This window comes from Pseudomonas sp. WPR_5_2, from assembly GCF_003634475.1.
GTDB classification, from domain to species: Bacteria; Pseudomonadota; Gammaproteobacteria; order Pseudomonadales; family Pseudomonadaceae; genus Aquipseudomonas; species Aquipseudomonas izuensis.
The window spans coordinates 437083-462849 of record NZ_RBLA01000002.1; the positions used below are offsets into that span (position 1 = coordinate 437083).

25 protein-coding genes are annotated in these 25767 nt (G+C 59.1%); 8 read left to right on the forward strand and 17 right to left on the reverse strand.

The features are described 5' to 3' along the window. Positions 1-49: 49 nt before the first annotated feature. The 12 genes from BJ917_RS10640 to BJ917_RS32005 form a co-directional block, all read right to left on the reverse strand. Entirely contained in the window at positions 50-724 is a 675-nt protein-coding gene (locus tag BJ917_RS10640; RefSeq protein WP_047527662.1) for an NADH-quinone oxidoreductase subunit B family protein, read from the reverse strand. A 10-nt stretch (positions 725-734) separates the two neighbouring features. Beyond that, positions 735-1148, reverse strand: coding sequence for an NADH-quinone oxidoreductase subunit A (locus BJ917_RS10645; RefSeq protein WP_003223812.1), 414 nt, complete (start codon positions 1146-1148; stop codon positions 735-737). Positions 1149-1783: 635 nt separating this feature from the next. Further along, positions 1784-3109 (reverse strand): isocitrate lyase, encoded by a 1326-nt coding sequence (gene aceA, locus BJ917_RS10650; RefSeq protein ID WP_096510123.1) that lies wholly within the window; start codon positions 3107-3109, stop codon positions 1784-1786. A 474-nt stretch (positions 3110-3583) separates the two neighbouring features. Further along, complete coding sequence (locus tag BJ917_RS10655; protein WP_121103327.1) at positions 3584-4345, reverse strand: secretin N-terminal domain-containing protein; 762 nt, start codon at positions 4343-4345, stop codon at positions 3584-3586. Between the two features lie 262 nt (positions 4346-4607). After that, positions 4608-5033, reverse strand: a complete 426-nt coding sequence (locus BJ917_RS10660; RefSeq protein ID WP_096510125.1) for a GNAT family N-acetyltransferase — start codon at positions 5031-5033, stop codon at positions 4608-4610. Next, positions 5026-6195, reverse strand: a complete 1170-nt coding sequence (locus tag BJ917_RS10665; protein WP_121103328.1) for a cupin domain-containing protein — start codon at positions 6193-6195, stop codon at positions 5026-5028. The genes BJ917_RS10660 and BJ917_RS10665 overlap by 8 nt, the downstream gene beginning before the upstream one ends. A gap of 86 nt (positions 6196-6281) precedes the next feature. After that, positions 6282-7652, reverse strand: a complete 1371-nt coding sequence (gene purB, locus BJ917_RS10670) for an adenylosuccinate lyase (protein WP_096510127.1) — start codon at positions 7650-7652, stop codon at positions 6282-6284. Positions 7653-7779: 127 nt separating this feature from the next. Next, on the reverse strand, positions 7780-8403 hold the full coding sequence (hflD, locus tag BJ917_RS10675; RefSeq protein ID WP_096510128.1) for a high frequency lysogenization protein HflD: 624 nt from the start codon (positions 8401-8403) through the stop codon (positions 7780-7782). Then, positions 8400-9533: a tRNA 2-thiouridine(34) synthase MnmA gene (gene mnmA, locus BJ917_RS10680; protein WP_121103329.1), complete on the reverse strand. Its 1134-nt coding sequence runs from the start codon at positions 9531-9533 to the stop codon at positions 8400-8402. Before mnmA ends, hflD begins: the two co-directional genes overlap by 4 nt. A 59-nt stretch (positions 9534-9592) precedes the next feature. Further along, a complete protein-coding gene (locus tag BJ917_RS10685) occupies positions 9593-10039 on the reverse strand; it encodes an NUDIX hydrolase (protein WP_121103330.1) in 447 nt (148 codons plus the stop codon). A gap of 173 nt (positions 10040-10212) precedes the next feature. Continuing rightward, positions 10213-12438, reverse strand: a complete 2226-nt coding sequence (locus BJ917_RS10690; protein WP_121103331.1) for an NADP-dependent isocitrate dehydrogenase — start codon at positions 12436-12438, stop codon at positions 10213-10215. 350 nt (positions 12439-12788) lie between these two features. Next, entirely contained in the window at positions 12789-12956 is a 168-nt protein-coding gene (locus tag BJ917_RS32005; RefSeq protein ID WP_177435577.1) for a hypothetical protein, read from the reverse strand. On the opposite strand from BJ917_RS32005, the gene icd reads away from it, so the two are divergent. Further along, positions 12955-14211 (forward strand): NADP-dependent isocitrate dehydrogenase, encoded by a 1257-nt coding sequence (gene icd, locus BJ917_RS10695; RefSeq protein ID WP_096510132.1) that lies wholly within the window; start codon positions 12955-12957, stop codon positions 14209-14211. The two genes, BJ917_RS32005 and icd, sit on opposite strands and share 2 nt — an antisense overlap. A gap of 83 nt (positions 14212-14294) precedes the next feature. On the opposite strand, the gene cspD is transcribed toward icd, so the two are convergent. Further along, positions 14295-14564, reverse strand: a complete 270-nt coding sequence (cspD, locus tag BJ917_RS10700) for a cold shock domain-containing protein CspD (RefSeq protein WP_121103506.1) — start codon at positions 14562-14564, stop codon at positions 14295-14297. 224 nt (positions 14565-14788) lie between these two features. On the opposite strand from cspD, the gene clpS reads away from it, so the two are divergent. Together clpS and clpA are read left to right on the forward strand one after the other, a co-directional pair. Then, the gene (clpS, locus tag BJ917_RS10705; protein WP_015094394.1) at positions 14789-15151 is read left to right on the forward strand and encodes an ATP-dependent Clp protease adapter ClpS; all 363 of its coding nucleotides are present in this window, start codon (positions 14789-14791) and stop codon (positions 15149-15151) included. A 30-nt stretch (positions 15152-15181) separates the two neighbouring features. Further along, a complete protein-coding gene (clpA, locus tag BJ917_RS10710) occupies positions 15182-17452 on the forward strand; it encodes an ATP-dependent Clp protease ATP-binding subunit ClpA (protein WP_096510133.1) in 2271 nt (756 codons plus the stop codon). A 240-nt stretch (positions 17453-17692) separates the two neighbouring features. Here the strand turns inward: clpA and infA are convergent, their stop codons facing one another. The 4 genes from infA to trxB all read right to left on the reverse strand — a co-directional run bounded on the left by infA (position 17693) and on the right by trxB (position 20503). After that, positions 17693-17911, reverse strand: a complete 219-nt coding sequence (gene infA, locus BJ917_RS10715) for a translation initiation factor IF-1 (protein WP_002553999.1) — start codon at positions 17909-17911, stop codon at positions 17693-17695. 112 nt (positions 17912-18023) lie between these two features. After that, on the reverse strand, positions 18024-18731 hold the full coding sequence (locus tag BJ917_RS10720) for an arginyltransferase (protein WP_096510134.1): 708 nt from the start codon (positions 18729-18731) through the stop codon (positions 18024-18026). Between the two features lie 68 nt (positions 18732-18799). Beyond that, positions 18800-19480 carry a leucyl/phenylalanyl-tRNA--protein transferase gene (gene aat / locus BJ917_RS10725; protein WP_096510135.1) on the reverse strand — a complete coding sequence of 227 codons (681 nt, stop codon included), beginning with the start codon at positions 19478-19480 and terminating at the stop codon, positions 18800-18802. Between the two features lie 63 nt (positions 19481-19543). Beyond that, positions 19544-20503, reverse strand: coding sequence for a thioredoxin-disulfide reductase (gene trxB / locus BJ917_RS10730; protein WP_096510136.1), 960 nt, complete (start codon positions 20501-20503; stop codon positions 19544-19546). 99 nt (positions 20504-20602) lie between these two features. Between trxB and BJ917_RS31885 the strand changes: the two genes are divergently transcribed. The 5 genes from BJ917_RS31885 to crcB all read left to right on the forward strand — a co-directional run bounded on the left by BJ917_RS31885 (position 20603) and on the right by crcB (position 25759). Beyond that, positions 20603-20815: a hypothetical protein gene (locus tag BJ917_RS31885; protein ID WP_157755690.1), complete on the forward strand. Its 213-nt coding sequence runs from the start codon at positions 20603-20605 to the stop codon at positions 20813-20815. Continuing rightward, positions 20812-23220 carry a DNA translocase FtsK gene (locus BJ917_RS10735; protein ID WP_096510137.1) on the forward strand — a complete coding sequence of 803 codons (2409 nt, stop codon included), beginning with the start codon at positions 20812-20814 and terminating at the stop codon, positions 23218-23220. Before BJ917_RS31885 ends, BJ917_RS10735 begins: the two co-directional genes overlap by 4 nt. 66 nt (positions 23221-23286) lie before the next feature. Continuing rightward, positions 23287-23910, forward strand: a complete 624-nt coding sequence (gene lolA / locus BJ917_RS10740) for an outer membrane lipoprotein chaperone LolA (RefSeq protein ID WP_096510138.1) — start codon at positions 23287-23289, stop codon at positions 23908-23910. Between the two features lie 152 nt (positions 23911-24062). Continuing rightward, positions 24063-25385, forward strand: coding sequence for a replication-associated recombination protein A (locus BJ917_RS10745; RefSeq protein WP_096510139.1), 1323 nt, complete (start codon positions 24063-24065; stop codon positions 25383-25385). Next, a complete protein-coding gene (gene crcB / locus BJ917_RS10750; protein ID WP_096510140.1) occupies positions 25385-25759 on the forward strand; it encodes a fluoride efflux transporter CrcB in 375 nt (124 codons plus the stop codon). Before BJ917_RS10745 ends, crcB begins: the two co-directional genes overlap by 1 nt. Positions 25760-25767 lie beyond the last annotated feature (8 nt).

The window sequence follows — 25767 nt, forward strand, 5'->3', positions numbered from 1 at the left end:
CGTAAAGAATGAAGCCAGTTTTTCGTTTCTTTGAAACAGCTGAACTGGATCAGACTTCGTCGGGGCTGCGCAGGTTGGTTACCTGAATACGCTGTTCGCGGCGCTTTTCCTTTTCGGAAGGCATCTCGGCGCGATACACGCCTTGATCGCCAACGACCCAGGAAAGTGGGCGACGCTCCTGGCCAATCGACTCCTGCAACAGCATCAAGCCTTGCAGGAAAGCTTCAGGGCGGGGCGGGCAGCCAGGCACGTAGACGTCCACGGGCAGGAACTTGTCCACCCCTTGAACGACGGAGTAGATGTCGTACATGCCACCGGAGTTGGCGCACGAACCCATGGAGATGACCCATTTAGGCTCGAGCATTTGCTCGTAGAGACGCTGGATGATCGGCGCCATCTTGATGAAGCAGGTACCGGCGATAACCATGAAATCCGCCTGGCGCGGCGATGCCCGGATAACCTCGGCGCCAAAGCGCGCGATGTCGTGGGGCGCCGTGAAGGCGGTGGTCATTTCCACGTAGCAGCACGAAAGACCGAAGTTATACGGCCACAGGGAGTTCTTGCGCCCCCAGTTGATCGTGCCGTTAAGCACGTCTTCGAGCTTGCCCATGAAAATGTTTTTGTGGACTTGATCTTCTAACGGATCGGAAACGGTTTCCCGTTCGCCAATCGGATACTGCTCGTTAGGAGCATCGGGGTCGATCCTGGTGAGATTGTATTGCATTGCCAAAGCCTCATTGTTTCAGCTTCGCTTGTCGCTTACGACGAGCTTCCGGAGCCCAGTCAAGGGCGCCCACTCGGAATAGGTAGACAAGGCCTGCCAACAGAATTGCTATGAAAACGAGAGCTTCGACGAATCCGGTCCAGCCGCTTTCGCGGACGGACACAGACCATGCAAAGAGAAAGAGGGCTTCGATATCGAAGATCACGAACAGCATCGCGACCAGATAGAATTTTGCCGAGAGCCGCAAGCGGGCGCCACCTGTAGGTAGCATGCCGGACTCGAACGGTTCGTTTTTGCTGCGGCCCCAGGCTTTTGACCCGAGGAGGCTGGAGACGCCGAGCATGAAGGCACAGAGGCCGACAACGCCCAGAAGGAAAATGGCAAAGCCCCAGTTGTGGGCCATGAGTCCTGTCGCTTCGGGCATGCTGGTAATCCTTAACAGAGAGCAAAGGTCTCTGAGCTTGAAAAGAAACAAAGCAGTGACGATATGTCGCAGCAATCAATCCCGCTGATTTTATGGCTAAACACCCGGCAAGTAAAATTCCTATAGCGAAATTATTTATAGGAATAAGGACATAGCGCAGGTCAAAAGCGCCGTAGGCCTTGCGTTGCGGGCATTAGCCGGCTTTTTGGGAATTATGTTTTGTAGGGAATGTAACGAACACAGTTGTGTCTAAATGATAATCAATACTGTTTGCGGTGATTTTTAAACTGTTTATTCGCTAGTGAGTTGGGAAGTTGTCTTATATGCGGGTTACTGCAAGTAGCGTGGGAGGTGGTTTTACCCTGTTTTCCTGATCGTGAAACTGCTCTGGATCAGAGTTTTTTGGATCACCATCGACCCCTGTGGGAGCGAGCCTGCTCGTGAAGGGGTGGCACATCCGGCATTCATTTTACTGACACACTGCTTTCGCGAGCAGGCTCGCTCCCACAAGGGGTTGCGGTATGCGGTAAATCGCAGGCAAAAAAACGCCCCGAACCAGTCGGGGCGTCAGATGGGCAGCGTTGCGGTTAGCTTTCTATTCGTTCCGCAACGGCCGTTGTTTCAGGCGAAGCAGATCAGTGGAACTGTTCTTCTTCGGTCGAACCGGTCAGCGCGGTAACCGAGGACGAGCCACCCTGGATCACGGTGGTCATGTCGTCGAAGTAGCCGGTGCCCACTTCCTGCTGGTGAGCCACGAAGGTGTAACCCTTGGCGGCGTCGGCGAATTCCTGCTCTTGCAGCTTCACGTAGGCAGTCATGTCGTTGCGGGCGTAGTCGTGCGCCAGGTTGAACATGCTGTGCCACATGTTGTGAATGCCGGCCAGGGTGATGAACTGGTGCTTGTAGCCCATGGCGGACAGTTCGCGCTGGAACTTGGCGATGGTCGCGTCGTCCAGGTTTTTCTTCCAGTTGAAGGAAGGCGAGCAGTTGTACGACAGCAGTTGGTCCGGGTATTCCTTCTTGATCGCTTCGGCGAAGCGACGGGCTTCTTCCAGATCCGGCTTGGCGGTTTCGCACCAGATCAGGTCAGCGTACGGAGCGTAGGCCAGGCCGCGAGCGATGGCTTGATCCAGGCCAGCGCGAACCTTGTAGAAACCTTCCTGGGTACGTTCGCCAGTCACGAATGGCTGGTCGTACGGGTCGCAGTCGGAAGTCAGCAGGTCAGCCGCGTTGGCGTCGGTACGGGCCAGGATGATGGTCGGAGTACCGGCAACGTCGGCCGCCAGACGGGCAGCGGTCAGCTTCTGTACGGCTTCCTGGGTAGGAACCAGTACCTTGCCGCCCATGTGGCCGCATTTCTTCACGGAAGCCAGTTGGTCTTCGAAGTGAACGCCGGCGGCGCCTGCTTCGATCATGCTTTTCATCAGTTCGTAGGCGTTCAGTACGCCGCCGAAACCGGCTTCGGCGTCAGCAACGATCGGCGCGAAGTAGTCGATGTAGCCAGCGTCGCCCGGGTTCTTGCCGGCTTTCCACTGGATCTGGTCGGCACGACGGAATGCGTTGTTGATGCGCTTGACCACGGTTGGAACCGAGTCCACCGGGTACAGCGACTGGTCCGGGTACATCGATTCGGCGGAGTTGTTGTCCGCAGCCACTTGCCAGCCCGACAGGTAGATGGCCTGGATGCCGGCTTTGACTTGTTGTACTGCCTGGCCGCCGGTCAGGGCGCCCATGCAGTTGACGAAATCTTTCTCAGGACGGAAGGCTGGCTTGGCACCCTGGGTAACCAGGTTCCACAGCTTCTCGGCGCCCATTTTTGCAAAGGTGTGCTCTGGTTGAACCGAGCCACGCAGGCGGACGACGTCAGCAGCGGAGTAAGTGCGTGTCACGCCTTTCCAGCGCGGGTTTTCAGCCCAGTCTTTTTCGAGGGCTGCAATTTGCTGTTCGCGTGTCAGTGCCATGGGAGATAAACCTCGTCGCGTCTTTATGAAAAGTTGTTCTGCGGTGGAAAATTCCTGCGCTCGCTGACCAGAAGCTTAGGCGGTCAAGTCGGTTTCGGCGGGGATGGCGACGGGATGAACGATGGGCTCGAGGGGAAGTGAGCAGGTAAAGGCGGACTGCGGGCGCATTCGGGCGTCGTGGGCCTTGGTACGAACATCAGTGTGGTGCCGGGTTACCTAAAAACGCTTCCGTCCCTCGGGACAACTTCGTTCCAGTCGACAACCTCGTCAAACACACCTTGTGGGCGGTACAGACACGAAGCGGTTCGCGGGGTAGGTGCGAACATCGCCTCGAAGGCCCTTGCCAGGGCCCCTGGTTAGCGGGAGCGAGGCCATCATGCCTTCGCTTTTTTGGCTCGTCAAACATTTTGTAGTGCTTTTTTTCAAGCACTACATCTTTGGTCTAATACGACCCGCCAGTCAGTATTCGGTGGCTTAGTCCAAAGTATCGACCTTTACTCGCAGCGTCATGTCGTTCCGGCTTTGGGTCGAATAACTGCGGGCCAGGCCCTGTTTATCGGCCTGTGTCTGGCCATTCACCCCGGCCAGCAGGATCCATTCGCCCAAGTGGCCGGTGATGGTTGTGTCGGTGCTTTGCACGTTCACTACATCGGGACGCTCCTGGCTCATGCGGTCACGGTTGGTACTGATCGACAGGCGCACGATCTCGCCAGTGACGGTAGCGGTCACATAAAACCCCTGGGTGACGTTGCGGTATTGGGTCTGGCTGCTGTAACCGCCATAGGAATCACTCTGGCTGCTGGTGATCGGCACGCTCTGGCCGACCTGGATCAGTGCGGGCATCCCGTCGGTGGCCTGGATTTGCTGGATACCGCCGTCACGACTGTCAGTGCTGCGGTTGATGATCCGGGTCTGGCTCGGTTTGGCGCCATTCACGGTATAACCCTGGTCACCCTGAAAGTTGTTTTCATTGGTGTCGACGGTGATCAGCAGGCGTTTGGGGGCAGTGTCGAGTTGGGATAAAAGTGCTTTAAGTTCGTCGATCTTGCGCTGATCGGCATTGACGATGAGCTGATTGCCGTAGGCGCTGACCTGGCCTTCCTTGCCGATGAAATCCTGGGCTACCGGCAGCATGTCGGCGCTGGTGTGATAGTTCAGCGGTACGATTTCGGTGGCCGCCATGACCGAAAAACTGCAGCTCACCAACAGGGTGGTGAGCAGGGTGCGTAGGGACATATCCGTTATCTCCGACTTCGAATTTTTGACCTGTAGGAGCGAGCTTGCTCGCGATGGTCGTTAACGGTAACGCTGGAAGCCTGGCACTCCGCGGCGATCTCGGGAGCATCGCGAGCGAGCTCGCTCCTACAGGGGTGTGTGTTGATATTGCCAGTTTGTCGGCCCGGGGTGCGGCAAGTTGAATCCTAGACAGCAAAACGCCCCGGCATCCGAAAATGACGGGGCGTTTTGTGGTGTGTTTCACAGCCTGTTCGCGATTGGCTCAGGCCGAATGGCGCACCATGTCCACATGAGGAATCCCTGCCTCCAGGAACTCCTCACTGACCATGCTGAAACCCAGTCGCTCATAGAACGCCGTAGCCTGAACCTGGGCGCTGAGCATTTGCTGCTTGAGCCCGCGCTTCTCGGCTTCGTCAATCACTGCGTGCATCAGCGCATCGCCGACTTTCAACCCGCGCCAGTCCTTGAGTACCGACACCCGGCCGACGTGACCGTCGGGCAGCAGGCGTGCGGTGCCAACCGGAAAGTCGCCTTCGAGGGCGAGGAAATGCACTGCAGTGACGTCATCGGCATCCCATTCCAGTTCAGGTGGAACGGATTGCTCGGCGACGAACACCGCTTCACGAATGCGCCGGATCTCGGCGTTGTCCTTCTGCCAGTCTGCGACACGTACGTGAATCTTATTCATCGGCGAACCCCAGGCTACCTTGCTTGACCAGTTCGCACAGCAGGCCGCGGCCGTCTTCGTCGCTCAGCCATGGGCCGAGATTGTCGACGTGCAGGGCATCGGCGGCGCAAATCATTTTCAGCAGTTCGCGCAGTTTGCCCGGCAGATAACGGCTCTGGCCGCTGGCGAACAGCAGCAGGTCGTCTTCCACTTCCGACCAGGCCAGGCGCGCGCTCGGGTTGCGGATCAGCACTGCGCCTTGCTCCAGTGCGCTGAGGACGTCGTCTTCCTCGAGGTCTTCCGGACCCACCACCAGTTCCGGGTAGCGCGGCTCGGTCATGAACTGGCCGAACCAGGTCAGCAGCAGGCGCTCGTCGCTCATGTGTTCGGCCAGCAGGCCTTTCAAGCGGTCGAGGGCGTCGTGCTGGATCTGATGCGGGTCGACCGCCGGCAGGGCGTCGGCGTCGGTGTAGCGCTCTTCGTCCGGCAGGAACTGGCTGAGGAAGTCGGTGAAGTGGGTCAGCACTTCAGCGGCGCTCGGCGCACGGAAACCCACGGAGTAGGTCAGGCAGTCATCGACGGCCACGCCACAGTGGGCCAGGCGCGGCGGCAGGTACAGCATGTCGCCCGGTTCCAGGACCCACTCGTCGGTCGCTTCGAAGTCGGCGAGGATGCGCAGGTCCGCATGTTGCAACAGCGGGCTTTCGGAGTCGCACATCTGGCCGATTTTCCAGTTGCGCTTGCCGTGGCCTTGCAGCAGGAACACGTCGTAGTTGTCGAAGTGCGGGCCGACACTGCCACCCGGGGCGGCGAAGCTGATCATCACGTCGTCGATGCGCCAGCTCGGCAGGAAGCGGAAGTGCTCCAGCAGTTCACTGACTTCCGGGACGAACTGATCGACGGCTTGAACCAGCAGGGTCCAGTCGCGTTCCGGCAATTTGCTGAACTCGTCCTCGGCAAACGGGCCGCGACGCAGTTCCCATGGGCGCTCGCCGTTCTCGATGATCAGGCGCGATTCGACTTCTTCTTCCAGCGCCAGGCCGGCCAGTTCGTCGGCATCGATCGGGCTTTCGAAATCAGGAATCGCCTGACGGATCAGCAGCGGTTTTTTCTGCCAGTAGTCGCGCAGGAATTCCCGTGCCGTGATGCCGCCCAAAAGTTGAAGAGGAATGTCAGGATTCATGTGTAACCTATTGAAAAAAATTACTTTTCATACGGGAATAAAAACGCCCGGCGCGGCCGGGCGTCTTAAAAGGGTCAAGCGGTCGATCAGATGCGTTTGGCTTGCTCTACAGCGTTACCGATGTAGTTCGCCGGGGTGAGCAATTTCAGCTCGGCCTTGGCGGCGGCAGGCATTTCCAGGCCGTCGATGAAAGTCTGCAGCGCTTCTGGGCTGATGCCCTTGCCGCGGGTCAGTTCTTTGAGTTTTTCGTACGGGTTCTCGATGTTGTAGCGGCGCATCACGGTCTGGATCGGCTCGGCCAGCACTTCCCAGCAGGCGTCCAGATCGGCAGCAATTTTTTCCGCGTTGAGTTCGAGCTTGCTGATGCCTTTGAGGCTCGCTTCGTACGCGATCACGCTGTGGGCGAAGCCGACGCCGAGGTTGCGCAGAACGGTGGAGTCGGTCAGGTCGCGCTGCCAGCGGGAGATCGGCAGCTTGCTCGCCAGGTGCTGGAACAGTGCATTGGCGATGCCCAGGTTGCCTTCGGAGTTTTCGAAGTCGATCGGGTTGACCTTGTGCGGCATGGTCGACGAACCGATTTCGCCAGCAATGGTGCGCTGCTTGAAATAGCCCAGGGAGATGTAGCCCCAGATGTCGCGGTCGAAGTCGATCAGGATGGTGTTGAAGCGTGCGATCGCATCGAACAGCTCGGCGATGTAGTCGTGCGGTTCGATCTGCGTGGTGTACGGGTTGAAGCCCAGGCCCAGCTCGTCTTCGATGAAGGCGCGGGCGTTGGCTTCCCAGTCGATCTCAGGGTAGGCCGACAGGTGGGCGTTGTAGTTGCCGACAGCGCCGTTGATCTTGCCCAGCAGCGGAACGGCGGCGACCTGAGCAATCTGGCGCTCCAGGCGGTACACCACGTTCGCCAGCTCTTTGCCCAGGGTGGTCGGCGAAGCCGGTTGACCGTGGGTACGCGACAGCATTGGCACGTCGGCGAAGCGGATGGCCAGTTCGCGGATGGCTTCGGCAGTCTGGCGCATCAGCGGCAGCATCACGTCATCACGGCCTTCGCGCAGCATCAGGGCGTGGGACAGGTTGTTGATGTCTTCGCTGGTGCAGGCAAAGTGGATGAATTCGCTGACCTTGGCCAGTTCCGGCAGCTTGGCCGCTTGCTCTTTGAGCAGGTATTCGATGGCCTTGACGTCGTGGTTGGTGGTGCGCTCGATCTCTTTGACGCGCTCGGCGTGCTCCAGGGAAAAGTTTTCCGCCAGGGTATTGAGCACAGCGTTGGCTTCGGCGGAGAACGCCGGTACTTCGCTGATGGCAGGGTGAGCGGCCAGGCGCTGGAGCCAGCGCACTTCAACCAGAACGCGGGCACGGATCAGGCCGTACTCGCTGAAAATTGGGCGCAGGGCCTGGGTTTTGCCGGCGTAGCGGCCGTCAACAGGGGAAACCGCAGTGAGCGAAGAGAGCTGCATGGGGTGTTCTCGGACAGTCGGGCAACGAAATGGGGCGCGTATCATACATGAAAAAATCCGCGGGTCCGTTGCCAACTGACCAGCGTATTACGCGTTACTGACTACAAATCGGTGTTGCCGGTGCGCTTCAGCTACTGCGCATCAGCGGGTAAAGCTCTTTGAGCAATTTGCGGCGGCTGACCACCAGTTGCCAGCGATGACCGCCCAATTGCCGCCACAACCGTGCCGAACGAATACCGGCGAGCAACAGGGCGCGGATTTTCGAGGCATTGCTCGGTTGCTGCAGGTTGCGCATGTCGCCGTGGACCTGGATGCGCTGGCGCAGGGTGCTCAGGGTGTCCTGGTACAGCGCACCGCAGGCGGCGATCACGTTTTCGTGAGCCGGGCCGAAGTGCTCGACCTGGGACTGGATCTGCGGCAGGCGTTTGCCGATGATGTCCAGCATGTCGTTGCGCTTTGCCAGCTGACGCTCGAGGCCAAGCATGGCCAGCGCATAGCGCAGCGGTTCGCGCTGCAAGGCACTCGGGTCGCGTTCCAGGGCGCCGATCAAGGCGCGATAACCTTCGCGCAGATTGATGTCGTCGCCGCCGTACACCTCCAGGGTGTCCTTGGGGTCGCGGATCAGCAGGCTGCCAAGCATGCAGATCAGGCCGGCTTCGTTGGTCTGGCCGGTCTTGGCGATCTTGTCCACCAGCACGGCGGCGAGGAATACGCCGCCCAGTGCCGTCAGTTGCTCCTGAGTCGGGCTCATCGGGCCTGGCCTTTGCTAGTCCATGGTTCTGCAACTTCGATAACACCGCCGCCGAGGCAGATTTCACCGTCGTAGAACACCACGGACTGCCCCGGCGTGACCGCGCGTTGCGGGTCGTCGAAGGTGGCGCGGTAGCCGGTGGCGGTTTTTTCCAGGGTGCAGGGCTGGTCGCTCTGGCGATAGCGGACCTTGGCGGTCAGCTTGCGTGGCTGGCTCAGGTCGATCGGGTTGACCCAATAGATGTCGGAAGCGAGCAGGGCGCGGGAGAACAGCCACGGGTGATCGTTGCCCTGGCCGACAATCAGTTCATTGTGCTCCAGGTCCTTGATCAGTACGTACCACGGCTCTTCGCCGGCGTCTTTCAAGCCGCCGATGCCGAGGCCCTGGCGCTGGCCGATGGTGTGGTACATCAGGCCGTGGTGCCGGCCGATGACTTCGCCTTCGGTGGTTTTGATTTCGCCCGGTTGCGCCGGCAGGTATTGCTTGAGGAAATCGCTGAAACGGCGCTCGCCGATAAAGCAGATCCCGGTGGAATCCTTTTTCTTCGCGGTCGCCAGTTCGTACTTCTCGGCAATTGCACGCACCTGGGGTTTTTCCAGTTCGCCGACCGGGAACAGGGTCTTGGCGATCTGTTCGCCACCGACCGCGTGCAGGAAGTAGCTCTGGTCCTTGTTCGGGTCCAGGCCCTTGAGCAGTTCGGTACGGCCATCGATATCGCGGCGGCGCACATAGTGACCGGTGGCGATCAGGTCGGCGCCGAGCATCATGGCGTAGTCGAGGAATGCCTTGAACTTGATCTCGCGGTTGCACAGGATGTCCGGGTTCGGCGTGCGGCCGGCCTTGTATTCGGCCAGGAAGTGCTCGAACACGTTGTCCCAGTACTCGGCGGCGAAGTTGGCGGTGTGCAGCTTGATGCCGATCTTGTCACACACAGCCTGGGCGTCCGCGAGGTCATCCATGGCGGTGCAGTATTCGGTTCCATCGTCCTCTTCCCAGTTCTTCATGAACAGGCCTTCCACTTCATAGCCTTGCTCGATCAGCAGGAGAGCGGAAACGGAAGAGTCCACGCCGCCGGACATGCCGACAATGACGCGCTTCTTTTGTGTATCAGAAGGGGCTGGATCACGCATAGGGATTCAATGAGTGTCTTGAAAAAGGACGCGATTCTAACAGGCTCAAGCCCGCAAGGCTAAAGAGAAGGACGGATCAGTTCGAGACCGAAGTGTTGGCCGTCCAGATAGTCGTCGATGCAACGGATGATCAGCTCACTACGCCAGTTGTCGCGCTGTGCCATTAATTCCTCACGGGTCAGCCACTTGGCGCCGACGATGCCGTCGTCCAGTTGATAATCGGGGTGGTGTTTCAGTGCTTTGGCGATGAAGCACACCCGTTGGTAGGTTACGCCGTTGCTCGGCGCGGTATAGAGATAAATGCCCAGCACGCCAGTCGGCTCGACATCCCAGCCGGTTTCCTCGAGGGTTTCGCGCACGGCGGCTTCGGTCAGGGTTTCGTCCGGGTCCAGGTGGCCGGCGGGCTGATTGAGCACCGTTCGTCCATGCTTGAGTTCTTCGACCATCAGGAAGCGACCATTGTCTTCGACGATGGTGGCGACGGTGATGTGGGGTTGCCATTCCATGAATTTGCCTCGAATCATTGTAGGAGCAAAGCTTGCTCGCGATGGTATCACTGCGGTGTATCTGGAATACCGCGGTGCCTGCATCGCGAGCAAGCTTTGCTCCTACAGGATGTTGGCGTGTCAGAAACAGAAACCCCGGCACGAGGCCGGGGTTTCTTTACATCGTTACAGCCTTACACCAGCGCAGCAATCGCCGCGTTGAGCGTGGCGCTCGGGCGCATGGCCTTGCTGATCAGGTCGGCGTCGGCGTGGTAGTAACCGCCGATGTCCACTGGCTTGCCCTGAACGGCGTTGAGCTCGGCAACGATGGTCGCTTCATTCTCGGTCAGGGTTTTGGCCAGGGTCGCGAACTGCGCTTGCAGTGCAGTGTCTTCAGTCTGGGCGGCCAGGGCCTGGGCCCAGTACAGCGCCAGGTAGAAGTGGCTGCCGCGGTTGTCGATGTTGCCGACTTTGCGCGATGGCGACTTGTTGTTGTCCAGGAACAGGCCGGTGGCCTGGTCCAGGGTCTTGGACAGTACCAGGGCTTTCGGGTTGTTGTAGTTCACACCCAGATGCTCAAGGGAAGCGGCCAGGGCCAGGAACTCGCCCAGGGAATCCCAGCGCAGGAAGTTCTCTTCCAGCAGCTGTTGAACGTGCTTCGGTGCCGAACCGCCAGCGCCGGTTTCGAACAGGCCGCCGCCGTTCATCAGCGGGACGATCGACAGCATCTTGGCGCTGGTGCCCAGTTCCATGATCGGGAACAGGTCGGTCAGGTAGTCGCGCAGTACGTTACCGGTCACCGAAATGGTGTCCTTGCCTTCGCGGGTGCGTTGCAGGGTGAACTTCATTGCGTCGACCGGCGCCATGATCTGGATGTCCAGACCGGCAGTGTCGTGATCCTTCAGGTAGGCCTGAACTTTCTCGATCACTACGCCGTCGTGAGCGCGCATCGGGTCCAGCCAGAAAATCGCCGGAGTGGCGCTGGCGCGGGCACGGTTGACGGCCAGTTTGACCCAGTCCTGGATCGGCGCGTCCTTGGTCTGGCACATGCGGAAGATGTCGCCGGCTTCAACAGCCTGTTCCATCAGCAGGGTGCCTTTGCTGTCGGTCACGCGAACCACGCCGTCGGCCTTGATCTGGAAGGTCTTGTCGTGGGAGCCGTACTCTTCGGCTTTTTTCGCCATCAGGCCAACGTTCGGCACGCTGCCCATGGTGGTCGGATCGAAAGCGCCATTGGCTTTGCAATCTTCGATCACGGCCTGGTAGATGGTGGCGTAGCAACGATCCGGGATCACGGCCTTGGTGTCGTGCAGCTGGCCGTCGGTGCCCCACATTTTACCGGAGTCACGGATCATGGCTGGCATCGAGGCGTCGACGATGACGTCGCTCGGCACGTGCAGGTTGGTGATGCCCTTGTCGGAGTTGACCATCGCCAGCGACGGACGAACGGCGTACACCGCCTGGATGTCGGCTTCGATGGCCGCTTGTTGCTCGGCCGGCAGGGCCTTGATGCGAGCGTACAGGTCACCGATGCCGTTGTTCAGGTTGAAGCCGATCTGTGCCAGCACGTCAGCGTGCTTGGCCAGTGCGTCTTTATAGAACTCGGCAACGATCTGGCCGAACATGATCGGGTCGGAGACCTTCATCATGGTGGCCTTGAGGTGAACCGACAGCAGCACGCCCTGTTGCTTGGCGCTTTCGATTTCAGCGGCGATGAAGGCGCGCAGAGCGTTCTTGCTCATCACGGCGCAATCGAGGATCTCGCCAGCCTGAACGCTGGTTTTTTCTTTCAGGACGGTGCGGGTGCCGTCTTGCGCGATCAGTTCGATCTTCACGGCGTCAGCGGCGTCGATCAGGGCGGCTTTTTCGCTGCCGTAGAAATCGCCGGTGCTCATGTGCGCAACGTGAGACTTGGAGTCCGCAGCCCAGGCGCCCATTTTGTGCGGGTGCTTGCGTGCGTAGTTCTTGACCGAGAGCGGGGCGCGACGGTCGGAGTTGCCTTCGCGCAGGACCGGGTTCACGGCGCTGCCCTTGATCTTGTCGTAACGGGCCTTGGCTTCTTTGTCGGCGTCGCTGGTCACGGTTTCCGGGTAGTCCGGCAGGTTGTAACCCTGGGCTTGCAGTTCCTTGATCGCGGCTTGCAGCTGCGGAACCGAGGCGCTGATGTTCGGCAGCTTGATGATGTTGGCTTCAGGCGTAACGGCCAGGTCGCCCAGTTCGGCGAGGTGGTCGGCTACGGCTTTGTCGCCCAGTTGCTCGGGGAAGCTGGCCAGGATGCGCCCTGCAAGAGAGATATCGCGGGTTTCAACGGCGATATCAGCGGAGGCGGTGAAGGCCTCTACGATAGGCAACAGTGAATAGGTGGCGAGGGCTGGGGCTTCGTCGGTGAAGGTATAGATGATCTTCGAGCGGTTGGGCATATTCGGATTAACTCTCTCTTCTTTGCTAAAGCGTGCGCAGAAACTCGAGGGGCGCCGGGTAAGCGCGTTCGTTCAAAGTCATCCATGAGCCGAATTTCGAGGTTTCTTCGCGGTGATGTTGGGTGCATCAGTAGAGCGTCAAGCAGTCGGGCTGCGGTAACAGTCCGGCTATGGGCGGAAAGTCTCGGCTACATTTGGGTAGCAAGGAGAGGTCGGCCTTCGTGACCCTTTGGTCAGCGGGCGGCATTATACATAGGTAGCTGGCAATCTGCCGATGGTTCAAGTGAATCGATTCTCGTCCATTGGTCTAAAGGTCGCAGGGAGCGTTGAAGGAAATTAGCGGCGCAGGGTCATTCGTCGTGCTTGAGTTTGGCGTTTTTCCCTTTGCTTTCAGGCTTGTAGCTCAGCGGTTGTGCGGCTTTGCGGCAGATCGATGGAACATAGGGTTTGCGCGCCGATTTAACTGGGTTACGCTCGAACCAAGCCAGATGTTCAATCCAATCAATGGAGTTCAGCATGGGTTACAAGAAGATTCAGGTTCCAGCCGTCGGCGAAAAAATCACCGTCAACGCCGACCATTCTCTCAATGTTCCTGATAATCCGATCATTCCGTTCATTGAAGGCGACGGCATTGGCGTCGACGTCAGTCCCGTAATGATCAAAGTGGTTGATGCTGCCGTGGAAAAGGCCTATGGGGGCAAGCGCAAGATTTCCTGGATGGAAGTCTATGCCGGTGAGAAAGCCACCCAGGTCTACGACCAGGACACCTGGCTGCCCCAGGAAACCCTGGATGCCGTGAAAGATTACGTCGTCTCCATCAAGGGGCCGCTGACCACGCCGGTCGGTGGCGGTATCCGCTCGCTCAACGTTGCCCTGCGCCAGCAACTCGATCTGTATGTGTGCCTGCGGCCGGTGGTGTGGTTCGAAGGTGTGCCCAGCCCGGTGAAAAAGCCTGGCGACGTCGACATGGTGATCTTCCGCGAGAACTCCGAAGACATCTATGCCGGTATCGAATGGAAGGCCGGCTCCCCTGAAGCCACCAAAGTCATCAAGTTCCTGAAAGAAGAAATGGGCGTCACCAAGATCCGTTTCGACCAGGACTGTGGTATCGGCATCAAGCCTGTTTCGAAAGAAGGCACCAAGCGTCTGGTGCGCAAGGCCCTGCAATACGTAGTGGACAACGACCGCAAGTCGCTGACCATCGTGCACAAGGGCAACATCATGAAGTTCACCGAAGGTGCCTTCAAGGACTGGGGTTATGAGGTGGCGAAGGAAGAGTTCGGTGCCGAGCTGCTCGACGGCGGCCCATGGATGAAGTTCAAGAATCCGAAAACCGGTCGCGAAGTCATCGTCAAGGACGCCATTGCCGATGCCATGCTTCAGCAGATCCTGCTGCGTCCAGCCGAATACGACGTGATCGCCACGCTCAACCTCAATGGTGACTACCTCTCCGACGCCCTGGCGGCGGAAGTGGGCGGCATCGGTATCGCGCCAGGCGCCAACCTGTCCGACACCGTGGCCATGTTCGAAGCCACCCACGGTACGGCGCCGAAGTATGCCGGCAAGGATCAGGTCAATCCGGGGTCCGTGATTCTTTCGGCCGAGATGATGTTGCGTCATCTGGGCTGGACCGAGGCGGCGGACCTGATCATCAAGGGCACCAACGGTGCAATCAAGGCCAAGACCGTGACCTATGACTTCGAGCGTCTGATGGAAGGCGCCACCCTGGTTTCGTCTTCCGGGTTCGGTGAGGCGTTGATCAAGCACATGTAAGCGAACGACAGACGTATAAAAACCGCCCGATTCAAATGATTGAGTCGGGCGGTTTTTTTATGACTGGATGATAGGTGGAGCAGTTAACTCAGGGCGGTGTCTTGAGCACTGGCGGGCGTCGCAATGGCAGCCGTGTCAGCATTCTTGACGGCTGCGTCATTGATATCGACCGCATGCAGTCCCTTGGGTCCTTGAATGATGTTGAAGGTCACGGCCTGGCCGGCCTTCAGGGTTTTATAACCGTCCATTTTGATGGCTGAGTAGTGGGCAAACAGGTCTTCTGTCTTGCCGTCCTCATTGATGAAACCGTAACCCTTGGCATTGTTGAACCATTTCACCTTGCCGAACGCCATGCTCATATCCCTCTGCAACAGACTCCATCACTGGAGTATCATCCAGTTCATCCGCAGTCACTTCTTCGAAAAAAGTTGACTCCGCGGACCTTTTTTACCCACTGTGGGCTCTATTGGTTGTAACACCGTTTTGCCGATAGTCAAGCTGACCCGGCAGTCGGAGTTGAAAACGTTCAAGACCGCCCCCACCACTGTATTTGCACAACTGACGAACCTTTCTTTCCATGCATGCAATCAGCCAGATTCGACTAACATTCAATCAGGATCGCCCTGATTTACACGACGACGATTCCGCAGGCATTGCTGTTCAGGAGGCTAAGCCTGCTTTACAGGCGCCGCCGATGTACAAGGTGGTTTTGTTTAATGATGACTACACACCGATGGATTTCGTCGTCGAAGTGCTCGAGGTGTTTTTTAACCTGAATCGCGAGCTGGCGACCAAGGTCATGCTGGCCGTCCATACAGAAGGGCGGGCAGTATGTGGAGTGTTTACCCGCGACATCGCCGAGACCAAGGCCATGCAGGTCAACCAGTACGCCAGGGAAAGCCAGCATCCGCTACTCTGTGAAATCGAGAAGGACGGTTAATCGCCGGACACTTGGGTATGAGGTGAAGCTATGTTAAACCGCGAGCTCGAAGTCACCCTCAATCTTGCCTTCAAGGAGGCACGTTCGAAGCGTCATGAGTTCATGACCGTCGAGCACCTCCTGCTGGCCCTATTGGACAATGAGGCTGCCGCCACCGTTTTACGCGCGTGCGGCGCAAACCTCGACAAACTCAAGCATGACCTGCAGGAGTTCATCGACTCCACCACGCCATTGATCCCCGTGCATGACGAGGATCGCGAAACCCAGCCAACCCTGGGCTTCCAGCGTGTCCTGCAGCGTGCTGTGTTTCACGTACAGAGCTCGGGCAAACGCGAAGTGACTGGCGCCAACGTGCTGGTCGCGATCTTCAGTGAGCAAGAGAGTCAGGCAGTGTTCCTGCTGAAACAGCAGAGCGTTGCCCGCATCGATGTCGTCAATTACATCGCCCACGGCATTTCCAAGGTGCCGGGGCACGGCGATCACTCTGAGGGTGAGCAAGATATGCAGGACGACGAGGGCGGTGAGTCTTCTTCTTCAGGCAATCCACTGGATGCTTATGCCAGTAACCTTAACGAACTCGCGCGCCAGGGTCGTATCGATCCATTGGTAGGCCGTGAGCTGGAAGTCGAGCGCGTCGCGCAGATCCTGGCGCGTCGTCGCAAAAACAATCCGCTGCTGGTGGGCGAGGCGGGCGTGGGTAAAACCGCGATTGCCGAAGGCCTGGCCAAGCGCATTGTCGACAACCAGGTGCCGGACCTGCTGGCCAACAGCGTGGTGTACTCCCTCGATCTGGGTGCCTTGCTGGCCGGAACCAAATACCGCGGCGATTTCGAGAAGCGCTTCAAGGCGTTGCTCAATGAGCTGAAAAAACGCCCGCAGGCGATCCTGTTCATCGACGAAATTCACACCATCATCGGTGCGGGTGCTGCGTCCGGTGGCGTCATGGACGCCTCGAATCTGCTCAAACCGTTGTTGTCGTCCGGTGATATCCGTTGCATCGGTTCGACCACGTTCCAGGAATTCCGCGGCATCTTCGAGAAGGATCGTGCCCTGGCGCGACGTTTCCAGAAAGTCGATGTGTCGGAGCCGTCGGTGGAAGACACCGTTGGCATCCTGCGGGGTCTGAAAGGGCGTTTCGAACAGCATCACAACATCGAGTACAGCGATGAGGCCCTGCGTGCCGCTGCCGAACTGGCGTCGCGTTACATCAATGACCGGCACATGCCGGACAAGGCCATCGACGTCATCGACGAGGCGGGTGCCTACCAGCGCCTGCAGCCGATCGAGAAGCGCGTAAAACGCATCGAAGTGCCTCAGGTCGAGGACATCGTCGCGAAAATTGCGCGGATTCCGCCAAAACACGTCACCAGCTCCGACAAAGAGCTGCTGCGTAACCTTGAGCGTGACCTGAAGCTGACGGTGTTCGGTCAGGATGCCGCGATCGACTCCCTGGCGACCGCGATCAAACTGTCCCGCGCCGGTCTCAAGTCGCCTGACAAGCCTGTCGGTTCGTTCCTGTTCGCCGGGCCTACCGGTGTCGGTAAAACCGAAGCGGCGCGTCAGCTGGCCAAGGCGCTGGGTGTCGAGCTGATTCGCTTCGACATGTCCGAATACATGGAGCGCCACACCGTATCGCGTCTGATCGGTGCGCCTCCAGGCTATGTCGGGTTCGATCAGGGTGGTCTGCTGACCGAAGCCATCACCAAGCAGCCACATTGCGTGCTGCTGCTCGATGAGATCGAGAAGGCGCATCCGGAAGTCTTCAACCTGCTGCTGCAGGTCATGGACCACGGTACGTTGACCGATAACAACGGGCGCAAGGCGGATTTCCGTAACGTGATCGTCATCATGACGACCAACGCCGGTGCCGAAACTGCGGCGCGTGCTTCGATCGGCTTCACGCTGCAGGATCACTCGTCCGATGCGATGGAAGTGATCAAGAAGAGCTTCACGCCTGAATTCCGCAACCGTCTGGACACCATCATCCAGTTTGGTCGCCTCAGTCATGAGGTCATCAAAAGCGTGGTGGACAAGTTCCTCATCGAACTTCAGGCGCAACTGGAAGACAAGCGTGTACTGCTGGAAGTCACCGATGCTGCGCGCAGCTGGCTGGCAGCCGGTGGTTACGACGCGATGATGGGTGCTCGACCCATGGCTCGCCTGATCCAGGACAAGATCAAGCGTCCACTGGCGGAGGAGATCCTCTTTGGCGAACTGGCCGAACATGGCGGTGTGGTACACATCGACATCAAGGACGGCGAACTGACCTTCGAGTTCGAGACCACGGCCGAAATGGCCTGACGTTAACCGCAACACAGCAAAAAGGCGCCTGTTCGGCGCCTTTTTGCTGTCTGTCTGTTATGAACTGACCCCTGTGGGAGCGAGCCTGCTCGCGAAAGCGGTGGGGCAGTCAACATGGATGCTGAATGATAAATCGCTTTCGCGAGCAGGCTCGCTCCCACAGGGGGTCTGCGTCGTCGTGAAATTGTTGCAGGCAAACAAAAACGCCCGGCATAAGCCGGGCGTCTTGTATTGACCTGATTAGCGAGCGCGGTAAGTGATGCGCCCTTTGCTCAAGTCATAGGGCGTCAGCTCGACGCGCACTTTGTCGCCGGTAAGAATACGAATGTAGTTCTTGCGCATCTTGCCGGAAATATGCGCGGTTACGACGTGCCCATTTTCCAACTCCACGCGAAACATGGTGTTGGGCAGGGTGTCGACGACAGTGCCTTCCATTTCGAAGCTGTCTTCTTTCGACATGCAGTAAAGCCCTCGGTGTCCAGTGAATGGCCCGGTGCAACTGCGCCAGGCAAAAGCGGCGTGCATTGTGCCCGAAAAGTGGGGTTCAAGCCAAGGGGTTTAAGGCTGTGCTCTAGTTCAGAACGACCCAGCGCTGGTTAACCAGTAGCTCAATGGGGCGATATTGGGTCTTGTAGCTCATTTTTTTGCAGTTTTTGATCCAGTAGCCCAGGTAGACCGCATCCAGCCCCAGGCGCCGGGCCTCGGCGATTTGCCAGAGGATGGCGTAACGCCCCAGGCTGCGACGCTCTTCGTCGGGCTCATAGAAGGTATAGACCGCCGACAGACCGTTCGGCAAAAGGTCGGTGACGGCGATCGCCAGCAGCCGGCCGTCGAGGCGGAATTCGTAAAACCGTGAAAACGGCAGGTCACGCACCAGGAACGTCGAAAACTGATCGCGACTGGGCGGGTACATGTCACCGTCGGCATGCCGCTCTTCGATATAACGCTGATAGAGGTCGAAATATTCTTCGCTGAATCCTGGCTTGGCCGGCCGGACCTGCAAGTCGGCGTTGCGCTTGAAAATGCGTTTCTGCTGACGGTTGGGGGTGAATGGCACGACAGGAATGCGCGCCGGTACACACGCATTGCAGTTCTGGCAATGGGGTCGATACAGGTGGTCGCCACTGCGACGAAAACCCATTTCTGACAGGTCTGCATAGACATGCACATCCATGGGCTGGCTAGGATCGAGAAACAGGGTCGTGGCCTGCTCCTCGGGCAGATAACTGCAGGCGTGGGGCTGAGTGGCATAAAACTTCAAACGCGCCAACTCGGTCATGATCAACCCTCGGGATAAGCTTTTGATTAGGGGCGTCTCTAAGTGTAAGCCACACGCGCGAAAGACGCTCAGCAAACCCAGGTTGCGCGGCTGGGTTGGTCCAGGTACTGCGCCAGGTAGCCGGCAAATGCCCCGCGCGGAATCGACCGGGCGCCCAGGCTGTGCAGATGGTCGGTGGGCATCTGGCAGTCAATGAGCACAAAACCCGAGTCTTTCAAGTGTCGCACCAGTGTGGCAAAGCCATATTTGGAGGCGTTGTCGGCGCGGCTGAACATGGATTCGCCGAAAAACAGCCGGCCCATCGCCAGGCCGTACAGTCCACCGACAAGCGTGCCCTGGTCCCAGACTTCCACCGAGTGCGCGAAACCGCGGCGATGCAGGTCCAGATAGGCGTCCTGCATGGCTTCGGTGATCCAGGTGCCGTCGGCATATTCCCGTGGGGCGGCGCAGGCGCGGATGACCGCGGCAAAATCCCGGTCGAAGGTCACTTGATAGCGTTGTTGGCGCAGCAATTTGTTCAGGCTGCGGGAAACGTGCAACTCGTCGGGAAACAGAACGGTACGCGGATCCGGTGACCACCAGAGAATCGGCTGGCCTTCCGAGAACCAGGGGAAGCAGCCGTGGCGGTAGGCCTGGATCAACCGGTCGGCAGACAGGTCGCCGCCGGCGGCCAACAGGCCGTTGGGGTCGCGCATGGCTTTTTCCAGCGGCGGGAAAGTCAGGGAATTGCGTTGTAACCAAGTCAGCATGGCGTCCGGGCTTGCAGAAGGGGAGGGTGGTGGCGGGCACAAGGCCCGCCACCCAGTGTGCCGTTAAACGGCGGGAATGTCGTCGAGGTATTTTTCCGCATCGAGGGCTGCCATGCAGCCGGCCCCGGCGGAGGTGACCGCCTGGCGATAGACGTGGTCGGCCACGTCGCCGGCGGCAAACACGCCCGGGATGGCGGTCGCGGTGGCATTGCCTTCGCTGCCGCCCAAGACCTGCAGGTAGCCATCGCGCATTTCCAGTTGGCCGATGAAAAGATCGGTATTGGGTTTGTGGCCGATAGCGATGAACACTCCGGTCACTGCCAGCTCGCTGGTTTCGCTGGTATGGCTGTCGCGCAGGCGGGCGCCGGTCACGCCGCTGGCATCGCCCAGCACTTCATCCAGATTCTGGTTCCAATGCAGGCGGATATTGCCATTGGCGGCTTTCTCGAAGAGTTTGTCCTGGAGGATTTTCTCCGAGCGCAGCTTGTCGCGACGGTGAATCAGATGAACTTCCCTGGCGATGTTCGACAGGTACAGCGCCTCTTCAACCGCCGTGTTCCCGCCGCCCACCACCGCGACCACCTGATTGCGGTAGAAGAAACCGTCGCAGGTCGCGCAGGCCGAAACCCCTTTGCCGGCAAACGTCTCTTCCGATGGCAGGCCAAGGTACTGCGCCGAAGCGCCTGTGGCGATGATCAGCGCGTCACAGGTATAAGTGCCGCTGTCGCCGGTTAATTCGAACGGACGCTTTTGCAACTTGGCCGTATGGATGTGGTCGTAAACGATCTGTGTATCGAAGCGCTCGGCGTGTTTTTGCATGCGCTCCATCAGGACCGGACCGGTGAGGCCTTCGACATCGCCTGGCCAGTTATCGACTTCGACGGTAGTGGTGAGCTGGCCACCTGCCTGTATGCCAGTGATGACGACGGGTTTGAGGTTGGCGCGGGCGGCATACACGGCTGCGCTGTAACCGGCGGGGCCGGAACCCAGAATGATCAGGCGGTGATGTTGCGCTTCGCTCATAAAAACACCTCATAAGCCTTTGTCACAAAAGAGAATGCATGCTCAAATTGAGTCGCATGTAATGTGCTTTTGACTATGCTACATCCAAGTGTTCCAAGCATGGCATCGAACGAACAAACCCGTACAATGCCTGGTTGTAACAGTGTTTGTAACAAAATGACCGTTGCGCACCCTGTTTATAAAAACCAGGGCGCAGTGTTAAAAGTAGTCCCAGTTGCGCCTGTTAACTTTTTTACCTGCCTGGATTGGGCAGTTTTTTATAGTCAATCAACAGATGGACGCGCCTTGGGCGCAGGAATAGAAGCGTTTTGAAGAAATCCACCGAAGCACCCAAGACAATCGTTCCGCTCTGGCGCCAGCAATTGCACTACCGCCTCAAGGAAGGTGCATTGATCGCCATCGGCGCGTTGTGCCTGTTCCTGATGATGGCCTTGCTGACCTACGGCAAGGACGATCCGGGCTGGAGCCATAACAGCAAGATCGACGACGTTCAGAACTTCGGCGGTCCGGCAGGTTCGTACAGCGCCGATATCCTGTTCATGGTGCTCGGTTACTTCGCCTATATCTTCCCGCTGTTGCTGGCGATCAAGGCTTATCAAATCTTCCGTCAGCGTCACGAGCCGTGGCAGTGGAGCGGTTGGCTGTTCTCCTGGCGCCTGATCGGCCTGGTGTTCCTGGTGCTGTCCGGCGCTGCGCTGGCGCATATCCACTTTCATGCCGCGACCGGTCTGCCGGCCGGCGCTGGCGGTGCGCTGGGCGAAAGCCTGGGCGACCTGGCGAAAAACGCGCTGAACATTCAAGGCAGTACGTTGCTGTTCATCGCCCTGTTCCTGTTCGGCCTGACCGTGTTCACCGACCTGTCGTGGTTCAAGGTGATGGACGTTACCGGCAAGATCACCCTGGACCTGTTCGAACTGTTCCAGGGTGCCGCCAATCGCTGGTGGGCGGCCCGGACCGAGCGCAAGCAACTGGTCGCGCAATTGCGTGAAGTCGATGACCGCGTACATGACGTGGTCGCGCCGACCGTCACCGACAAGCGCGAGCAGGCCAAGGTCAAGGAACGCCTGATCGAGCGCGAGCAGGCCCTGAGCAAGCACATGTCCGAGCGCGAGAAGCAGGTGCCGCCGGTGATTGCCCCGGCCCCGGTCAAGCCGGTGGCGCCGAGCAAGCGCGTGGAAAAAGAGAAACAGGCGCCGCTGTTCGTCGACAGCGCCGTGGAAGGCACCCTGCCGCCGATCTCGATTCTCGACCCGGCGGAAAAGAAACAACTCAATTACTCGCCGGAATCCCTGGCGGCAGTCGGTCACTTGCTGGAAATCAAGCTCAAGGAGTTCGGCGTCGAAGTCACCGTGGATTCGATCCATCCGGGCCCGGTGATCACCCGTTACGAAATCCAGCCGGCGGCCGGGGTCAAGGTCAGCCGTATCGCCAACCTGGCCAAGGACCTGGCGCGTTCCCTGGCCGTGACCAGTGTTCGGGTCGTGGAAGTGATTCCGGGCAAGACCACGGTCGGTATCGAGATTCCCAACGAAGACCGGCAGATCGTGCGCTTCTCCGAGGTGCTGTCGACCCCCGAGTACGACAACTTCAAGTCGCCGGTCACCCTGGCCCTGGGCCACGACATCGGCGGCAAGCCGGTCATCACCGACCTGGCGAAAATGCCGCACCTGCTGGTGGCAGGTACCACTGGCTCCGGTAAGTCGGTGGGTGTGAACGCGATGATCCTGTCGATCCTGTTCAAGTCCGGCCCGGAAGACGCCAAGCTGATCATGATCGACCCGAAAATGCTTGAGCTGTCGATCTACGAAGGCATCCCACACCTGCTGTGCCCGGTGGTCACCGACATGAAGGACGCCGCCAACGCCTTGCGTTGGAGCGTCGCCGAAATGGAACGGCGCTACAAACTGATGGCGAAGATGGGCGTGCGAAACCTGTCGGGCTTCAACGCCAAGGTCAAGGAAGCCCAGGACGCCGGCGAGCCGTTGAGCGATCCGCTGTACAAGCGCGAAAGCATCCACGACGAAGCGCCATTGCTGCAGAAGCTGCCGACCATCGTGGTGGTGGTCGACGAATTCGCCGACATGATGATGATCGTCGGCAAGAAGGTCGAAGAACTGATCGCCCGTATCGCCCAGAAGGCGCGGGCAGCCGGTATCCACTTGATCCTGGCGACCCAGCGGCCGTCGGTGGATGTGATCACCGGTCTGATCAAGGCCAACATTCCGACCCGCATGGCGTTCCAGGTATCGAGCAAGATCGACTCCCGGACCATCATCGACCAGGGCGGCGCCGAACAATTGCTGGGTCACGGTGACATGTTGTACATGCCGCCGGGCACCAGCCTGCCGATCCGTGTCCACGGTGCGTTCGTTTCCGATGACGAGGTTCACCGGGTGGTGGAAGCCTGGAAACTGCGCGGGGCGCCGGAGTATAACGACGACATCCTCAACGGTGTCGAAGAGGCCGGCAGTGGCTTTGAAGGCAGCAGCGGTGGTGGCGACGGCGATGATCCCGAGACCGACGCGCTGTACGACGAAGCGGTGCAGTTCGTCCTGGAAAGCCGTCGCGCCTCCATTTCCGCGGTTCAGCGCAAGCTGAAAATCGGCTACAACCGCGCTGCGCGCATGATCGAAGCCATGGAAATGGCCGGGGTCGTGACGTCCATGAACACCAACGGTTCGCGTGAAGTCCTGGCCCCTGGCCCGGTGCGCGACTGACCTGAATTTGAAAGGGCGGTGCTCTCGGGCGCCACCCGCACTCCCACGAATGTTATGAGGACTCCCATGCGTCTTATCCGCATGCTGTTGCTGCCGGTACTGGCTTTGACCACGCTCTCGGCCCACGCCGATGACAAGGACGTGGCGCGTCTGACCCAACTGCTGGAAAAATCCCAGACCCTGACCGCGCGGTTCTCCCAGCTGACCCTTGACGGCTCCGGCACCCAATTGCAGGAAACCGCTGGCCAGATGTCTCTGCAGCGTCCGGGCCTGTTCTACTGGCACACCGACGCGCCACAGGAGCAGTTGGTGGTATCCGATGGCAACAAGGTCACCCTGTGGGACCCGGATCTGGAGCAAGCGACCATCAAGAAGCTGGATGTACGCCTGACCCAGACCCCGGCCTTGTTGTTGTCCGGTGATGTCTCCAAGATCAACCAGAGCTTCGATATCAGCGCCAAGGAAGCCGGCGGCGTGATCGACTTCACCCTGAAGCCGAAAACCAAGGACACCCTGTTCGACAGCCTGCGCCTGTCGTTCCGCAACGGCCTGGTCAATGATATGCAATTGATCGACAGCGTTGGTCAGCGCACCAATATCCTGTTCACTGGTGTGAAGGCCAACGAGCCGATCCCGGCGTCCAAATTCAAGTTCGACATCCCCAAGGGTGCCGACGTTATCCAGGAATAAAGAGCAGGTACACATTACCTGTGGGAGCGAGCCTGCTCGCGAAAGCGGTACATCAGACACAGTAATGTTGAATGTGCCAGAGTCTTCGCGAGCAGGCTCGCTCCCACAGGGATCTGGTCGGTATAAGGACCCAGTGAGGTTTCATAAGTGTGATGGACCTGTTTCGCAGCACCCCGATCGCTCAACCCCTGGCCGCCCGCTTGCGTGCGGCCAACCTGGATGAGTACGTCGGTCAGGAACACGTGCTCGCTCGCGGCAAGCCTTTGCGCGAAGCCCTGGAGCAGGGTGCCCTGCATTCGATGATTTTCTGGGGGCCGCCGGGGGTGGGCAAGACCACGCTGGCGCGGCTGCTGGCGGAAGTGTCCGATGCGCACTTCGAAACGGTGTCGGCGGTGCTGGCGGGGGTCAAGGAGATCCGTCAGGCGGTGGAAATCGCCAAGCAGCAGGCCGCGCAGTACGGCCGGCGCACGATTCTGTTCGTCGACGAAGTGCACCGTTTCAACAAATCCCAGCAGGATGCGTTCCTGCCGTATGTCGAGGACGGCACGCTGATTTTCATTGGCGCGACCACGGAAAACCCGTCCTTCGAACTCAACAATGCCTTGTTGTCCCGTGCCCGGGTCTACGTGCTGAAAAGCCTCGACGAAGCGGCGTTGCGCAAACTCGTGCACCGCGCCCTGACCGAAGAGCGCGGCTTGGGCAAGCGTAACCTGACCCTCAGCGATGAAGGCTTCCAGATGTTGCTGTCGGCCGCCGATGGCGATGGCCGGCGTCTGCTCAATCTGCTGGAAAACGCCTCGGACCTGGCCGAAGACAACAGCGAAATCGGCATCGAGCTGCTGCAAAGCCTGCTCGGCGATACCCGCCGTCGTTTCGACAAGGGCGGCGAAGCCTTCTACGACCAGATTTCGGCGTTGCATAAATCGGTGCGCGGCTCCAACCCCGACGGCGCGTTGTACTGGTTCGCGCGCATGATTGACGGCGGTTGCGATCCGCTGTACCTGGCCCGGCGCGTGGTGCGCATGGCCAGCGAAGACATCGGCAACGCCGATCCGCGTGCGCTGAGCCTGTGCCTGGCAGCCTGGGAAGTGCAGGAGCGCCTCGGCAGCCCTGAAGGCGAGCTGGCAGTGGCGCAGGCCATTACGTACCTGGCCTGCGCACCGAAAAGCAATGCGGTGTACATGGGCTTCAAGGCCGCCATGCGCAGTGCCACCGAGCACGGTTCGCTGGAGGTGCCGCTGCACCTGCGCAATGCGCCGACCAAACTGATGAAGCAGTTGGGTTACGGCGACGAATACCGGTATGCCCACGATGAGCCGGAGGCCTACGCCGCCGGCGAAGACTACTTCCCCGAAGAACTTGAACCGCAACCTTTCTATCAGCCGGTGCCCCGAGGCCTGGAGCTGAAGATCGGCGAAAAGCTCAATCATCTGGCGCAACTTGACCGATTAAGTCCCCGGCAGCGGAGAAAATAGTGATTCAAACGATTCTTGCGGTGTCCGTGGCCGGCATCGCTGGTACATTACTGCGTTTCGCCACCGGCAATTGGGTCAACGCCAATTGGCCCCGGCATTTTTATACCGCGACCCTGGCGGTCAATCTGGTGGGCTGTCTGATCATCGGCGTGCTGTACGGGCTGTTTCTGACACGTCCGGAAGTGCCGATCGAAATTCGTGCCGGCCTGATCGTGGGTTTTGTAGGGGGTCTGACGACCTTTTCATCTTTTTCACTGGATACGCTGCGCCTGCTGGAAAGCGGGCAGGCGCCGATAGCCTTCGGTTATCTGGCCATCAGCGTATTCGGCGGGTTGCTTGCCACCTGGGCTGGCCTATCCTTGACCAAACTTTGATAAACGAG